A 13,868-nucleotide genomic window follows, 5' to 3' on the forward strand; every position below is an offset into this window, starting at 1 on the left:
CCAAAAAACGTATGGCCCGCCCCGTCCGCAAGAGTTTTTATTCGACTGGCAACTGACTGGTCTGCATCAACGTATACGGCATAACGGCTGGGCCGTTGCCAAGATGGAGAGCCGCACGTCCCTGGCCTCATAAAAGTCACGGCATCAAGTGCCATTTTTTTGGTCAGGCTGTTGGGACGTCGGTGAACCGTCAGGCCATCTTCAAAATTCCTCCCGCAGACATTCCGTGGATCACCAAACAGGTCGTCTGCCGGTGATCGATTGCATCAAGCGACTATCGCCGGTTTAAGAGAAAACACGGCCTTGTGCCTGATCAGCGCCCAGACGATCCGAGCCATTTTGTTGGCCAGCGCCACAACGACCGCGTTGCGATGTCGCCTTGCGAGCAGATCACGTAACCATTGCCCCAATGCTGAGTCGGTTTTCTCCAGAGTGGGCAGCGCGGCTCTCGCGCCGTGGATCAATAGCGTCCGCAAATACGTGTTCCCACGCTTGCTGATACCAAGCAACCTGGGTCTGCCACCGGTGGTGTGCTGCCTGGGCACCAGACCTAGCCAGGCGCCAAAATCTCTCGCGTGGTCGAAGCCTTCGGCGTTTCCGGCCGCGGCCAGTAGCGCCGTCGCGTTAAGCGCGCCAATCCCCGGGATCGAGGTCAGTCGTCGCGCAGTTTCGTCGGCACGAGCAAGTGCAACAAACTCTGTGTCGAGATTGCCTATCCGGGCGTCCAGACCTAACCATTCTTCGCGCATGTCGACCACGAGCTGCCGCACACGTCCTTCGGGCAAACGCTCAGGATCGTTGAGCAGCCCTTCAATAGCCTGTTCGAACTTGCGTCGCCCTTGAGGCGCAGTCATGCCCCGTTCGAGCAGCACAGCCCGGAGCTGGTTGATCAGGCTTGTGCGAGCGCCCACGAGACGGGAGCGCACCCGGTGCAGCGATTGAATATCAAGCTGCTCCTGCGTCTTGAGGTCGACAAAGCGCATCGTCGGACGCGTCGCCGCTTCCGCTATCGCTTCAGCGTCTCGATCGTCATTTTTCTGCGCTTTCACGTAGGGGCGCACATACTCCGGCGCCATCAGCTTGACCGTGTGGCCCTGAGACGACAGCAGCCGGCCGAGATAGTGCGCTCCGCAGCATGCCTCCATCGCGATCGTACAATGGGGTTGCTTTGCCGCAAAACTTACAATCGTCGCCGGCTGCATCCGACGCCGCAAAACCACCGCGCCGCTCTCATCCAGTCCGGCAAGGCTGCAGCTGTTCTTGCCTAAATCGATTCCGATCATCACAATAGTCATGGCTCGTTCCTCCTCTATTCAAGCACCGGCATTGTAACCGATGTCGGGAGAGTTGGGGCGGGCCATTCCATAAAAGCGCGACTGGCGGGGCGTGAAGATCGGCTGATCCCCGGTGAGCCTGTCGGCTTGTTGCTTTTCTTAACAGTTTGCCGTTAGCGTGGCGGCGCTCACGGAGACGTGGGCGGAGGCGTCGAAACCTTCATGACATAGAGCCGGTCGAGCTTATCGACCGGGTGGCGGACGCGTATGTCCAAGGCCACCCGGCCCAAAGGCGGCCGCGCCTGAACTATGTCTCAGGTTTCGAACACCCGGTTCCAGGGCCGGCACGTCTCAAATAAGGGGCGTGCCGCCGGCTGTCCGGAACACTTGGCGCGACAATGAGCTTGGAGAACCTTTTGACCGAGTAGGACATGCGTGAATAGTCATCTGCCTGTCGGCCGCCTCGCCGATCGTCTTCACTCCCTGCCGCGCGAACGCGCCTGGTTCGCGATCCTCCTCAGCGTCACGGCGCTGGCGCTGGCGAACGCACATTTTCCCCGGATAGGTCTCGCGCCGCTCTATATCCCGATCGTCTGCGCCGCCTGCTGGGCGCTGGGAAGCCGCGCGGGCTATCTGGTGGCAATCGTTGCGGCGGTCCTCGCCGTCGTGCCGCATGTCGCCGAGCTGCCCAGGCTCTCTCCCGCCCTGCTAGGGGCAAGGATGGCCGTGCGTGCCGTCACCTATGTTATCGTCGCCGCCATTGTTCTCAGCTTCCGCCGGTCCTTCGATCGGGAGCGTCACCTGGCGGCGCGCGACCGCATGACCGATGCGCTCAACAAGGAGACATTCCGGGAGCGCGTGATCCATCGTCTCGGTCAAGCAGTGCCTGCCCGGCAATCCTTCCTGCTCGCAATCCTTGATCTCGACGACTTCAAGGGCATCAACAACCGCCACGGCCATGTTGCCGGCGACGAGGTGCTGCGCGCCTTCGCGCAGGGCGCACGGAAGATCATCCGGCGCGAGGATGATTTCGGCCGGATTGGCGGCGACGAGTTCGCCTTCTTGCTTCCCGTCCATTCGGCCGAGGAAGGGGTATATTTCGCTCGATCGCTTCACAAGCGCCTGTCGTCGGTTCTGGCCGGCACGCCTCATCCGGTGACGTGCAGCATGGGCGCGCTGCTGATTCAGCCCCATACCCCGCGCGACGAACCCTCGTTGATGCACGCGGTCGATCAGCTCATGTATGCGGTCAAGCGCGCCGGGAAGAACGCCGTGGAGATCGGCCGCGCAACGACCGAGCGAGGCCGGGATACCCCTGTTACGTCCAGGCTCCGGGTAATGGAGGCCACATGACGAGCAAGCAGCCGGAGAGGGCTCATCAGAGCGATGGGCGGAGCCGCATGGACGAGCGGGCACAGGAGATCGCGACTGCGATCAGCCTCATGAAGAGGGCGATGGCATCGCTCGACAAGGCCGACGAGCGCGGCAATGTCGCCGTGCACCTTCAAGCGGCGCTTGACGCGGCCGAGGACAAGTCCCCCGAGCAGCAACGGGCCGAAGCCGTGTCCTTGAGGCGCGGCTGTTCCCTCCTGGGGAATGACAATGCAGCCATCCGATGCTTGCTGCCGAAAGCGGGAATAGGAGCCCCTCTATCCCCGCAATCCGAGGCGCGCAGGCCTAGCAGCCAGCATCGAGCGCGCGGCAGAGCGCCCCGACCACAAGCTCGCGCGACGCGGGCTTGTGGCAGATCGGGCGTGAGGCGTGGACAGCCGGGATCATGCTGGTCGCGCCCGTGGCGAAGATGAAGGGCACGCCGCGCCGATTCAGTTCGTCCGCGATCGGGAATGAGGTTTCGGAGCCAAGTTGCACATCGAGGCTGGCAACATGAGGCGACGAGTCCAGCGCCGAGAGGGCGTCCCGCACGCAATCGACAGGGCCGACGACTTCTGCGCCGGCGTCGGATATTATCTCAACCAGCGTGGCCGCGACCCAGTAATCATCTTCAACAACCAGCACACGAAGGCCGCTGATCCCGTCTCGTGTAGTCATGTCGCACCAAGCATTTACGCAGCCGTTCCACCGACCAGCGCAGCAACGCGCCGTCTGGCTCTGCGCTCCACGCGGACATGCAAAATGTTCGTCTTGGGCGATCGATTGATCTAAATAGCCGGGTAGGGGGCGCGTAGAGTTATGGTCGATACTGAAACCCGGATTCGTGAGCTTGAGCATCGGTTCAGGAACATTCTCACTATCGTTCGTTCTCTTGTCAGCCAGAGCTTGCAGGCGGCCGATTCGATCGAAGACGCCCGATCGACCATTGACGAGCGATTGGCGGCGCTGGGTAGCGCGACCGAGCAGCTTCTATCCCATAATTGGGAGACCGCGCCCCTCCCGGCGCTGGCCGAGAATGCACTGGCGCACTTCACCCTCTACGCGGAGCGGCTTCGCCTTGATGGCCCCACGGTCACGATCGGCCCCAAGGCGGCGATGACGTTGACCCTCGCCTTTCACGAGCTGGCGACGAACGCGATCAAATATGGTGCGCTGTCCAACGAAACAGGCACTATCGAGCTGACGTGGAAAGTGCTGGGATCGGGCATCGAGGCCGAGCTTTGGATGCAATGGGCCGAACATGGCGGCCCGCCAGTCGTCAGGCCCGAGCGGCGGGGCTTTGGATCGCGGCTGATATGCACGGCCGCAAGCCGCAGCTTGCGCGGCCGTGCCGAGTTGGAATTTCCCGTCTCGGGCGTCGTGTGGACCTTGCTCGCCCCTCTGGCCGCGGTCGAGCTATGATCGAATCCGGATACGGGTCATCCCCGCCGCTAAGCCTTGGGTTCATCGCGCATGCCTGTCTCTTCGGCCCACGCTCCTTGTCCGACTGGATCCCTCCCGTCACTTTGATCGTCTCTTTTGTCAGGGTCTGAAATCCGGAGCACGTCTGTATGTCCAAACCGCTCTCCCCCGAAACAATGGCTTTGGTGAAAGCTACGGCGCCTGCGCTCCAGCAGCATGGCGTGGAGATCACCACGCGCATGTACCAGCGCCTGTTCGTCGATCCGGAGATCAAGGCGTTGTTCGACATGGCCGCGCACGAATCCGGCGCGCAGCCCAAGCGGCTCGCGGCGGCGATCCTCGCCTTCGCGCAGAATGTCGATAAGCTCGACGCGCTGAAACCGGCGATCGAGCGGATCGCCGCGCGTCATGTCGAAACACACATCAAGCCCGAGCATTACCCCACCGTGGCGAACGCGCTGCTCCCCGCCATCCGCGATATTCTCGGCGAAGCCGCGACCGAGGAAATATTGACGGCATGGGGCGAGGCCTATTGGTTTCTAGCCGATATCCTTATCAACCGTGAGGCGCAGCTCTACCAGACCAAGGCGGCATGATCGCCGCAGCAGGCCGCTCCTCCCAAAGGATGTGAGAAGCCGATCCTAGAATCGTGGCTGCGGTAGCCAAGATGCTCATTGTTCGACGTCATTTGCCAGTTTGAGAAGCTTGGTCTCGATGCCTTTCAGGCCGGCAATGGCCTCATGGTCGGCGACTGACCAACCATCGCGATCTACATGTTTCTGGTTTCGCTGCATCCTTGCGATGATCGAGGCTGCCTCATAAACCTCATTCGCCCCGCCATGACCACCAACATCAAGTCGGTGCGCCAGCGTCGTGAGGCGATCCACAAAGTTCGTCCGGGCTGCGATACCAGTGCTACGGGCGAGAGCCTTCGGCCCCGCTTTGAGGGCGTCTCCCAAGGTTTTCAACGCTTCCTGATGTGGGGAATCGGACACGGCACCCCGGAGGGATCGTCATCATCGTTCATAATCACGAAAGTGAAGGACGACGGGATGTTCCCGTCGTCCCCCGTCTCAGAAAGGATAGGTCGAGCCGTAATAGCCATAGACCTGCTCGCCATAGGTGCGATCGAAAGCAGGTTCTTCGCCCGCTCGATAGCGCGGCGCGCCTTCGAGCCGTTCTTTTGTTAGATCGACGACATAGCCGCCCTGGTCCGTGTCATAGGTGAGCTGGTCCCAAGGCAGCGGATGATATTCCTCGCCGATGCCGAGGAATCCGCCGAAGGACATGACCGCATATTCGACACGACCCGCGCGCTTATCGACCATGAAGTTGTAAACCGAGCCGAGTCGATTGCCATTACGGTCGTAAACAGCCGTACCTTCAACCTTGTTGGAGGCGATCAGGCGATTGGTTTCATCGGTAGCGATGTTGGTGTCTGCCATTTCTGGAGTCTCCTTTCGTTAAAGGAGAACGACACAGCCCTGATGGGTTTCCGATGAAATCGAGCAATGGGTGGCGCAGAACGATAAAGCGGGCCAGCGCCTTCAATTTGGCGGCATGCCCATAGACGACTAGCGAGCGTTCTGATCCGAAAATCAAAAGTTTCGGCTCGTGGCCGAGATCGCGCAAATCCGCACCTCTTTCCGATGCAATAATCTGACGCTGGCTGAAGCGTGATTCACATGCCGTTCTATGTATGATAATGTCCTTTATCATACATAGAACAGGCCGTGAATCTTGGCGGCTAGATATTGTCACTTATGTCATTTATTGCGTTTGCGGCGTTTATGCCCTACTTCAAGGGAGAAGGAGTCCACCATGAACATGCTCGCCCATCGCCAGATGCCGCCGACACCGCAGGATGCCGCCATAGCGCGCCTGTCGGGCCAAGTGCTTGCCGGCTATGCCCGCCAGAAACGCCCGCTGACCTTGCGCGTGCGCGACGCCGAACAGGAGAAGCCCATAGAGCTGCCCGCCGGCGCGGTGTCGCTGCTCATGGATATTCTCGACGCGATGGCCGCCGGTCGCGGTGTGACGATCATTCCCGAGGATGCGGAGCTGACCACCGTGCAGGCGGCCGACATGCTCAATGTCTCGCGCACTTTCCTCATCAACCTGCTCGATACCGGCGTGATCCCGCATCGCAAGGTCGGCACGCACCGCCGTATCCGCATGGAAGATTTGATGGCCTATAAGGCCCGTGACGACCGCGACCGGGAAACCGTGCTGGATGAACTGGCCCGAGAGGCCCAGGAACAGGACATGGGCTATCGTCACGCATGAGCCATTATACGGCGCTGCTGGACGCTAACGTCCTCTATCCCGCCTCCATGCGCGATCTGCTGATGCAGATTGCCGTTACCGATCTGTTCAAGGCCAAATGGAGCGCGGACATTCATCGCGAGTGGATCGAGGCGCTGGTACGCAACGAACCGCACCGCGACCGAGCCGCGCTGGAACGCACGCGCGACCGCATGGACAGGGCGATGCGCGACGCCCTTGTGACGGGCTATGACACGCTGATTCCATCTCTTGATTTGCCCGATCGCGGCGACCGGCATGTGCTGGCCGCCGCGATCGTCGGGCGCTGCGACGTGATCGTGACGCAGAACCTCAAGCATTTTCCCGCTTCGTCCCTCGCGTCCTATGGCATCGAGGCGCAGCATCCCGACGAATTTCTGACCAGCCATTTACACCTCGCACCCGGCGTCTTTTGCAGCGCCGTTGCAAAGGTGCGCGCCCGTCTTACCGCGCCGCCCTATACGGTCGAGGAATATCTCGCGATCCTGACCCGGCAAAGCCTGGTCGGCACCGTCGCCGAGTTGGCGCCATTTTCAAACCTTCTCTGAAAGGCCCGGAGCTGCCGGCAACCACCCATCTTGGCCATTTATCATGGCATCATGTGGCCAAATAGCGTGGCACTCAACATAATTTTTGTGCACCCGAAAATCATTGCTTCCTCGATTTAATGGGTGTACGCTATTTGCTATGGAAATCGAGTTCGACCCGGCCAAGGATGAAGCCAATATCGCCAAGCACGGCGTATCCTTGCGAGCTGCGGAAGATTTCGATTGGGATACGGCGTTTGAGCGCGAAGATGATCGCTTCGATTATGGAGAGGTTCGTTTCGTCGGCATGGGCCTGATCGGTGATCGCCTGCATGTGCTTTTTCACCGAAGGCTCTCATGACGATGCGGTGCGCGCCATCAGCCTACGCCCAGCAGAGAAGCACGAAGTGAGGTTCTATCATGGCCAAGTTTGATCCGAAGGTTCACGATGACAATCCGCCGATGGATGCGGCGTTCATGGCCGGGATGAAGCCTTCCCGGCGCGGGCGGCCGAAGTCGGAAGCGCCGAAGGTGGAGGTGAAAATCCGACTGGATGCAAAGACGGTGGAGCATCTGCGCGGCAGCGGCCCCGGATGGCAGACCCGTGTCAATGCCCTGCTGGGTCAACTCGTTGCAACGGGGCAGCTTTGATTCGTCTGACTGATCTTGAGGCGGCTTCATAATGCGCGCGGTTCACGACAGCATTGAGGGTCCGTTCGCGATTGGCGAGGACATGGCGCTCTATGGCACCATCACCGGCAACGCGACCCTGCAGGGCGGCGTGCGGTTCATCCTGCACGGCACGATCATGGGCGACTTGACGATCGAGCCGAAGGCACGCGCCATCCTCCACGGCACCATAGCGGGGCGCATCTACAACAAGGGCGGGCGGGTCGAGATATTCGGCATGGCCGGCGCGGTCGAAAATCTCAGCCGCCATGCCGAGACGATCATTGATCCTGGCGCGCATGTCCGGGGTGGACGACCGCGCCGCGAGGGGAGCGCGCGCGCATGAGCGGGATCGCCCACACGGCACCCCCGCAGCGCCGGCCTGTCATTCGCGCCGTCAGCTTCGATGAAGTCGGCGCGGCAATCGGCCGTTTGCTGCCCGTCGCTCTGCCCGCCACGCGCGCGGCCGAGACCGGCGCATCGCGCAAGGTGGCCGATTTCCTCCTGGCCTGGTGGAACGGCGACGAGTGCGGCCATTTCCCGATCCTGCACCTGTGCAACCTCGATGCCGTCATTGCCGAGGATATGCTGACGATCATGGCCTGGCTGGCGCAGGAGCCGACGACCTACGCCGACGCATGGGGCTACCGCGACGCGATGGGCGGCCTTTGGGTGCGCTATCGCGGCGACCCAGGCGAGGCCGTTTAAACGATCCCGAGATCCACCGCCGAAGGAAGCGATATGGACGACGACGAGGCTTTCGCTGACAACTACGCCGAGCGCGACCAGGCCAAGGCGCTGCGCGAGCAGGCCCGTGCGGGCGGGCTACGCTTCGAGGCGTATCTGACCGGCGATCAGGCCGATTGGCTGTTGGAGCGGGTCGAGCGCGGCATGTTCGTTGATCCATCCGAGGCGGTGTTCGCGATCGTCCAGAACTTTCGTGAATTGGAGCCGTACCGCGACCTACGCGACGAGTTGCTAGGCCGGGTGCTGGACGCATCGGCGGCCGAACTGGAATCGGTCCGCCCCGCCGACGAGGTGTTTGACGAGCTGCGCCGGGAGCTGGCGCAGCCGTGTCCCGAACCGGCGCGCTGGGAGAAGATTGCACGATGAACCAGCTCGCCCTCCTGCCCTCGCCCACGCTGGCGCTGCCGGCACTGATTGCGGCGGCCGACGACGCAACGCGGCTGCGCTTCCTTGAGTTCTTTGCCGTCACCATCCGCAACCCGCACACACGCCGCGCCTATGCGCGCGCGGCGGGCGACTTCCTGGCCTGGTGTGAGGCGCGCGGCGTCGCCTCCCTTGCCGGCGTGCAGCCGCTCCACGTCGCGGCCTGGATCGAGGCGCTGGGGCGCGAGCTGGCCGCGCCCAGCGTCAAGCAGCAACTCGCCGGCGTGAAGCATCTGTTCGATTGGCTGGTGACGGGCCATGTCGTGCCAGTGAACCCCGCCGCGTCGGTGCGTGGGCCGGCGCATAGCCAGCGGCGCGGCAAGACGCCGGTGCTGGCCCCCGACGAGGCGCGGGCGTTGCTCGACAGGATCGACGTGACCACCCATGCCGGCCTGCGCGATCGGGCGCTGATCGGGTTGATGGTCTATTCGTTCGCGCGGGTCGGCGCGGCGCTGGCGATGCGGGTGGAGGACGTGTTCGTGCAGAACCGCCGCCTATGGGTCCGGCTGCACGAAAAGGGCGGCAAGCGCCATGAGATGCCCTGCCACCACAATCTTGAGCATTACCTGGCCGAATATCTCGACGGCTGCGCGCTGAGCGACGATCGCAAGGGGCCGTTGTTCCGCACGATCGGACGCAAGACCAAGCGACTAAGCGATACCCCCCTGCCCCAGCCCAATGCGTTCGCGATGGTGCGCCGGCGCGCGGCGGCGGCCGGGATCGGCACGGCGATCGGCAATCACAGTTTCCGCGCGACCGGGATCACCACCTATTTGAAGAACGGTGGCACCTTGGAGACGGCCGCGACGATGGCGAACCATAGCTCGACGCGCACCACTCAGCTCTACGATCGCCGGCCCGATGACGTGACGCTGGACGAAGTGGAGCGCGTGCTGATCTAGCGTCTCGAAATTCGAGGGTTTTTCCTGGAAGTCGGCAAGGATGACGGGCTGCGCCTCTCGACCTTCTCCCGCTTCAATTTCAACAGCGGAAAGGGGAGCTTGAACGCCGATCTGTTCTATCCGCTGCCACGATTGTTGGGCGGGGGACCCGATTTTTATCTCTTTGGGCAGTCTTTCATCGGCTATGGTGAGCATCGTCATCTGGGCTGCCGACAGGCGGAGCGCGACCTCATGAGCACGGGGCCACATGAACTTTCTGCGCTCGAGACGCTTCGCATACACGCATAGCCCAGACCCGTCCCAGACTAGGGCCTTCAACCTGTCGCCCCTTTTCCCGCAGAACAGGAAAACCGCCCCCGAGAATGAATCAAGCTGGTCGAGGCAAGCATCTCGCCAACAGAGGCGGCAAAGCAGCTCGGCATCGGCTGATCGACCATCTATAGAGAAATGCGCCGCCTCGGCGTGGAAAGGCCTGTCTGAATGTCCAGACCAAAATCTGCCCATGATCTTTCGGGCCTGATGAAATATGTGGATCGTGAGCCCTGGGATGAAGCGATGGCCGAAATGCTGTCCGCACATCTGGAACCGGCGTGCGAGGCAACGGGACTGGAGCCCGACGCCATATTCGAAATCATCGGCGATCACTGGCAAGGGTCGCTATGGGGCTGCGCCTTTGAAGATCTGCTCACGCAGGAACTGGAACCGGACGGTGGCAATCTGGTCGATGACTATCTCAAGCGGCGGGGCTGGAACGAAAAGGCGCCGAACAAGGCCTATATGCGCGCACTGCGCGATACGGTCATGTCGCTCTATGAGGTGAGCGAGGTTCTGCCCGGCCAGTCGATGACCTTGCGCGATCTGCTGCGCGACGTTGCCCCGGTGACGGTGCGGGAACACGGTGCAACCCAGACCCTCGTCAACTGGGACAAGATCGCCGCAAGGATTGTTGACGTGAACGGTCGCCACGGCATTTCCGGAGCGCTGCTGCCGTTCAGTGCTGAAGGTGCCGCACGCGTAATCGACGCATTTTCCCGACTTTCCGACGATGTTCAGGACACTGCCGGATTGCCCCCCCTCGACCGGGACGCTCTCCTGCGGGCATCGGGACCGATGTTCACGAATATGTGGCTGCTCGATTGCCTGGGCAAGGCGATGCCCGGCAGCACTCCGGATATGATCAACGCGGACGGCGATGATCTCGTATTCCACCGAATCATTTTCCCTCTGGCAAAGGGCGTGATCGGCAAGAGCGTGGCCAGAAGGCTGGACGCAGCCCCCTGGCTTGAGCCTGCCAGCGACAGTTTCTGGAACTGGCTGGCTCCAGTCAAAAAGGGCGGGAAGTCCCAATCAAGCAAAGGCAAGCAGGCCTTCGTCACAACGATGGAAGACGACACGCCGGTTTTCGCCAATGTGGAACTGACAGGCCGCAAGCTGATCGTCGAGGTGAACAGCGCCGCCCGTGCGGAACAAGCGATTATACAGATACGCGAATGGCTCGGTGATTCCGTCAGTGCTCCCATGACTGAAATTCGGACACTGGCCCAGATCATGGCCGATGATGCAGCACGCGCCCCGCAGGACGAGACGCTGGATATACCGCCACACGAAATGGAGCGCATCGTTCACGACATGCTGACCCGTGAATATACGAAAACGCTCGATGAGCCGGTTCCTGCCCTCGGCCACAAGACTCCGCGTGCTCTAGCCCGCACAAAGGCCGGACGGACGAAAGTGGCCGACTGGCTCAAATATATTGAAAACGGCGCGGCAAAATCCGACGCTGCCGATCCGATGGGCACCTATGACTTCACATGGATGTGGGCAGAGCTGGGGCTCAGCGACCTCCGGCGGTAACGGCAATCACGCCATTCTTGATATGTTCTCGCTTAGCGTTGTCTGGCGTACCTTCCACGCTATGCCCTCAAGAAGGCGGTGCGCTGCACGATTGAGGTGAAGCCGGCAAACGCTCAGCGTTGACTGCACTTCAGGGCGACCGTGCCCCTTGCCAAGGCAGAGGGCGCACCGCCCGCGCGCGCCACCGCACGGGGATCGTCTGTCGGGACGGGTTGAACAAGAACGGTGCCGTGCCGATCGCCGATCGCGAGCATCAAGGCGATAATGGTGGAAGCCTTGTGGCGCATGGGCATGGTGTGGATTGAACCAAGGAAGGCAACAAGCATCGCAGACCGAGCGTATCGTGACACTCTATAGACTTTTGTGAATCAATGACCGGCAACTGATTCAAAAAAGTCATCGGACTTTACGGGGTCGATTTTGTAGGCTTTGCGCCATGAAAGGCGCAATCCCCCCTGATCCGATCGAGTTGGTGGCGCTTGACCCGACGCGCAACATTCGCCGGCGTTATAGCATTAGCGCGAGTTTTGATCTGTTCGGCATGATCATTGTCGAAACCCGTTGGGGGCGGATCGGCGCAGCCGGCCAAACCCAGTGTCACGCCTTTGCCGATCGTGCCGCAGCTGATCGTCATATCGCCGCGATTCTCCGGAGACGTGGTACGGCCGAAAGGCGGATCGGGATTGCCTATCGGCCGGTAGAGAGAAGCGGAGCGTAACGAGAAACTCTTCAATTGCCTCGCTCCGTCAGTTCGATCGTTGCGAGATCGTGGCAGGGCATGCCGGCGTTGCCGGTGGCCTCACTGTGGCGGATGAATATCGCCCTCATAGCGCGTCCCTTAGCCGACTATTGATAACCCGCCTCCCTTTGGTGGCGCACGGCCAACAGCGCCACCGTCTCACCATCGAAGTGATACAGGACAACATAGCCGCTGTTTCCAAAGTCGATCAGCTTTTCCCGATACTCGGACTCCATATCTTCAGTTGGTCGGCCGATGTGCGGGGTTGCCGCCAGAATCCGAACCCCTCCCCGGATCGCGGCGACCGCGCGTCTCGCTGCGTCGGCGTCTTTGGTCTTCAACCAGCGATGGAGCCGGTCAACATCGGCCAGTGCTTCGGCCGTCCAGATCAGACGTGGCACTTAGGCGGCTCCGCATCCTCACCCGCTTCGAGCTTCGCCAACCAGACATCGGCTTCCTCAAGCGTCACATGCAAGCCCGTCTGCTGATAGTTTTCCCATGCCCGAATGGCGTCCTGTTTGAATGCCTCGCGCTTTTCCTCGCGCTCGACATACTGCGCGATAGCTTCGCGCATAATCCAATGCGAGCTGCGCCGGCGCGCGTTGGCCAGGTGCTGCACACGCCCTTTCAGGGCATCGTCCAGCTTAATAGATGTTGCCGTTGCCATCGTGCTACCTCCATAATGAAAGGTGTTACCCAGCACTACTATATGCTGCCTGCACTCAGCCGTCCATCCTCTGCCGTTACTGCGCCCCTAGTTGCTCGCGCTTCCCAAACTCGCAAGCGGACTCGCTCAAGGTGACGATCCACTGGCAAGCGAGAGCGGTCAGTCATATCCGAGCCAAGCGGCACATCATTGACGATGAGCCTTTGAGCGGTTTTGGGCATTGAAGGCGGCCAGTGCCTTCAGGCTCGTTTATGTCAATATAGGGTATAGCCTATCTGGACGTCAGGCAGCCGCCGTAAAATATGTCAGATAAGAGCCGTCTTTCGAATTTGTTGACATATGACGACTAATATCTAAAGCTCAACCTGACAGATCAGGTATCAGGAGGCAAAATGAAGGGGCAAAAGATCGGCTATGTCCGGGTCAGCGCCTTTGATCAGAATGTCGACCGTCAACTGGACGGCATCGCCCTCGACCGGGTCTTCACCGATCGCGCTTCCGGCAAGGATGTCGGCCGTCCGCAGCTAGCCGCCCTGCTCTCCTTCATCCGCGAAGGCGACACGCTGGTCGTCCACAGCATGGACCGGCTGGCACGTAATCTCGACGACCTGCGCAAACTGGTGCAGTGGCTGACCCGTCAGGGCATCCGCATCGAATTCGTCAAGGAAAGCCTTTCCTTCACCGGCGAGGATTCTCCGATGGCCAATCTCATGCTCTCGGTCATGGGCGCCTTCGCCGAATTCGAGCGCGCCCTGATCCGCGAACGCCAGCGTGAAGGCATCGCGCTCGCCAAGCAGCGCGGCGCCTATCGTGGGCGCAAAAAGATGCTGTCAGAGGAAAGGGTCGCCGAACTGGTGCGGCGGGTGGGCGATGGCGAGAGGAAATCCGTCATCGCCCGCGATATGGGGATCAGCCGGGAGACGCTTTACCAATATTTGCGGGCGGTTGCCTAAACCCGGGAAGGGTCGG

At 61.1% G+C, this 13,868-nt stretch carries 21 protein-coding genes and 3 pseudogenes; 15 read left to right on the top strand and 9 right to left on the bottom strand.

Annotated features, from left to right (window positions below):
* Nucleotides 1–266 precede the first annotated feature (266 nt).
* Nucleotides 267–1,295, bottom strand: coding sequence for an IS110 family RNA-guided transposase (locus V474_RS23000; protein ID WP_059153006.1), 1,029 nt, complete (start codon nucleotides 1,293–1,295; stop codon nucleotides 267–269).
* Between the two features lie 414 nt (nucleotides 1,296–1,709).
* Between V474_RS23000 and V474_RS23005 the strand changes: the two genes are divergently transcribed.
* A complete protein-coding gene (locus tag V474_RS23005; protein WP_059153560.1) occupies nucleotides 1,710–2,627 on the top strand; it encodes a GGDEF domain-containing protein in 918 nt (305 codons plus the stop codon).
* Between the two features lie 324 nt (nucleotides 2,628–2,951).
* Here the strand turns inward: V474_RS23005 and V474_RS25890 are convergent, their stop codons facing one another.
* Complete coding sequence (locus tag V474_RS25890; RefSeq protein WP_169795129.1) at nucleotides 2,952–3,323, bottom strand: response regulator; 372 nt, start codon at nucleotides 3,321–3,323, stop codon at nucleotides 2,952–2,954.
* 141 nt (nucleotides 3,324–3,464) lie between these two features.
* Here V474_RS25890 and V474_RS23015 point away from each other — a divergent pair, with 141 nt between their 5' ends.
* Complete coding sequence (locus V474_RS23015; RefSeq protein ID WP_010337034.1) at nucleotides 3,465–4,067, top strand: sensor histidine kinase; 603 nt, start codon at nucleotides 3,465–3,467, stop codon at nucleotides 4,065–4,067.
* 149 nt (nucleotides 4,068–4,216) lie between these two features.
* Nucleotides 4,217–4,663 (top strand): globin domain-containing protein, encoded by a 447-nt coding sequence (locus tag V474_RS23020; RefSeq protein ID WP_029547632.1) that lies wholly within the window; start codon nucleotides 4,217–4,219, stop codon nucleotides 4,661–4,663.
* A gap of 75 nt (nucleotides 4,664–4,738) precedes the next feature.
* On the opposite strand, the gene V474_RS23025 is transcribed toward V474_RS23020, so the two are convergent.
* Nucleotides 4,739–5,062: a hypothetical protein gene (locus tag V474_RS23025; protein WP_148649532.1), complete on the bottom strand. Its 324-nt coding sequence runs from the start codon at nucleotides 5,060–5,062 to the stop codon at nucleotides 4,739–4,741.
* Nucleotides 5,063–5,140: 78 nt separating this feature from the next.
* Nucleotides 5,141–5,512: a PRC-barrel domain-containing protein gene (locus V474_RS23030; protein ID WP_059153563.1), complete on the bottom strand. Its 372-nt coding sequence runs from the start codon at nucleotides 5,510–5,512 to the stop codon at nucleotides 5,141–5,143.
* A gap of 376 nt (nucleotides 5,513–5,888) precedes the next feature.
* On the opposite strand from V474_RS23030, the gene V474_RS23035 reads away from it, so the two are divergent.
* From V474_RS23035 to V474_RS26725, 9 genes and pseudogenes are all read left to right on the top strand, one after another.
* Complete coding sequence (locus V474_RS23035; RefSeq protein WP_030092865.1) at nucleotides 5,889–6,353, top strand: helix-turn-helix domain-containing protein; 465 nt, start codon at nucleotides 5,889–5,891, stop codon at nucleotides 6,351–6,353.
* The gene (locus V474_RS23040) at nucleotides 6,350–6,919 is read left to right on the top strand and encodes a PIN domain-containing protein (protein ID WP_059153564.1); all 570 of its coding nucleotides are present in this window, start codon (nucleotides 6,350–6,352) and stop codon (nucleotides 6,917–6,919) included. Before V474_RS23035 ends, V474_RS23040 begins: the two co-directional genes overlap by 4 nt.
* 139 nt (nucleotides 6,920–7,058) lie before the next feature.
* Nucleotides 7,059–7,259: a BrnT family toxin gene (locus tag V474_RS25260; RefSeq protein WP_231746350.1), complete on the top strand. Its 201-nt coding sequence runs from the start codon at nucleotides 7,059–7,061 to the stop codon at nucleotides 7,257–7,259.
* Nucleotides 7,260–7,318: 59 nt separating this feature from the next.
* Nucleotides 7,319–7,549, top strand: coding sequence for a BrnA antitoxin family protein (locus V474_RS23050; RefSeq protein ID WP_030092868.1), 231 nt, complete (start codon nucleotides 7,319–7,321; stop codon nucleotides 7,547–7,549).
* Between the two features lie 31 nt (nucleotides 7,550–7,580).
* A complete protein-coding gene (locus tag V474_RS23055; RefSeq protein WP_030092869.1) occupies nucleotides 7,581–7,913 on the top strand; it encodes a hypothetical protein in 333 nt (110 codons plus the stop codon).
* Nucleotides 7,910–8,275: a DUF7673 family protein gene (locus V474_RS23060; RefSeq protein WP_030092870.1), complete on the top strand. Its 366-nt coding sequence runs from the start codon at nucleotides 7,910–7,912 to the stop codon at nucleotides 8,273–8,275. Before V474_RS23055 ends, V474_RS23060 begins: the two co-directional genes overlap by 4 nt.
* Before the next feature lie 33 nt (nucleotides 8,276–8,308).
* Nucleotides 8,309–8,680 carry a hypothetical protein gene (locus V474_RS23065; RefSeq protein WP_030092871.1) on the top strand — a complete coding sequence of 124 codons (372 nt, stop codon included), beginning with the start codon at nucleotides 8,309–8,311 and terminating at the stop codon, nucleotides 8,678–8,680.
* Nucleotides 8,677–9,639, top strand: coding sequence for a tyrosine-type recombinase/integrase (locus V474_RS23070; protein WP_059153565.1), 963 nt, complete (start codon nucleotides 8,677–8,679; stop codon nucleotides 9,637–9,639). Before V474_RS23065 ends, V474_RS23070 begins: the two co-directional genes overlap by 4 nt.
* 15 nt (nucleotides 9,640–9,654) lie before the next feature.
* Nucleotides 9,655–9,927: pseudogene (locus V474_RS26725) on the top strand (hypothetical protein); the annotation flags it as partial.
* On the opposite strand, the pseudogene tnpB reads toward V474_RS26725, so the two are convergent.
* Nucleotides 9,886–10,218, bottom strand: a pseudogene (gene tnpB / locus V474_RS27030) (IS66 family insertion sequence element accessory protein TnpB); the annotation flags it as partial. The pseudogenes V474_RS26725 and tnpB sit on opposite strands and share 42 nt — an antisense overlap.
* Here tnpB and V474_RS23075 point away from each other — a divergent pair.
* On the top strand, nucleotides 10,120–11,493 hold the full coding sequence (locus V474_RS23075; RefSeq protein ID WP_059153566.1) for a DUF2384 domain-containing protein: 1,374 nt from the start codon (nucleotides 10,120–10,122) through the stop codon (nucleotides 11,491–11,493). The pseudogene tnpB and the gene V474_RS23075 overlap by 99 nt on opposite strands.
* A 113-nt stretch (nucleotides 11,494–11,606) precedes the next feature.
* On the opposite strand, the gene V474_RS26730 is transcribed toward V474_RS23075, so the two are convergent.
* A complete protein-coding gene (locus tag V474_RS26730) occupies nucleotides 11,607–11,819 on the bottom strand; it encodes a hypothetical protein (RefSeq protein ID WP_059153567.1) in 213 nt (70 codons plus the stop codon).
* 110 nt (nucleotides 11,820–11,929) lie between these two features.
* Here V474_RS26730 and V474_RS25275 point away from each other — a divergent pair, with 110 nt between their 5' ends.
* Entirely contained in the window at nucleotides 11,930–12,211 is a 282-nt protein-coding gene (locus tag V474_RS25275) for a WGR domain-containing protein (protein ID WP_082635049.1), read from the top strand.
* Nucleotides 12,212–12,225: 14 nt separating this feature from the next.
* On the opposite strand, the pseudogene V474_RS25900 reads toward V474_RS25275, so the two are convergent.
* The 3 genes and pseudogenes from V474_RS25900 to V474_RS23090 form a co-directional block, all read right to left on the bottom strand.
* Nucleotides 12,226–12,321: pseudogene (locus V474_RS25900) on the bottom strand (histidine phosphatase family protein); the annotation flags it as partial.
* 18 nt (nucleotides 12,322–12,339) lie between these two features.
* The gene (locus V474_RS23085; protein ID WP_059153568.1) at nucleotides 12,340–12,633 is read right to left on the bottom strand and encodes a type II toxin-antitoxin system RelE/ParE family toxin; all 294 of its coding nucleotides are present in this window, start codon (nucleotides 12,631–12,633) and stop codon (nucleotides 12,340–12,342) included.
* A complete protein-coding gene (locus tag V474_RS23090) occupies nucleotides 12,621–12,899 on the bottom strand; it encodes a CopG family ribbon-helix-helix protein (RefSeq protein ID WP_059153569.1) in 279 nt (92 codons plus the stop codon). Before V474_RS23090 ends, V474_RS23085 begins: the two co-directional genes overlap by 13 nt.
* Nucleotides 12,900–13,291: 392 nt before the next feature.
* On the opposite strand from V474_RS23090, the gene V474_RS23095 reads away from it, so the two are divergent.
* A complete protein-coding gene (locus V474_RS23095) occupies nucleotides 13,292–13,852 on the top strand; it encodes a recombinase family protein (RefSeq protein ID WP_059153570.1) in 561 nt (186 codons plus the stop codon).
* Nucleotides 13,853–13,868: the final 16 nt, after the last annotated feature.

The sequence above is a fragment of the Novosphingobium barchaimii LL02 genome (assembly GCF_001046635.1).
Classification (GTDB): Bacteria; Pseudomonadota; Alphaproteobacteria; order Sphingomonadales; family Sphingomonadaceae; genus Novosphingobium; species Novosphingobium barchaimii.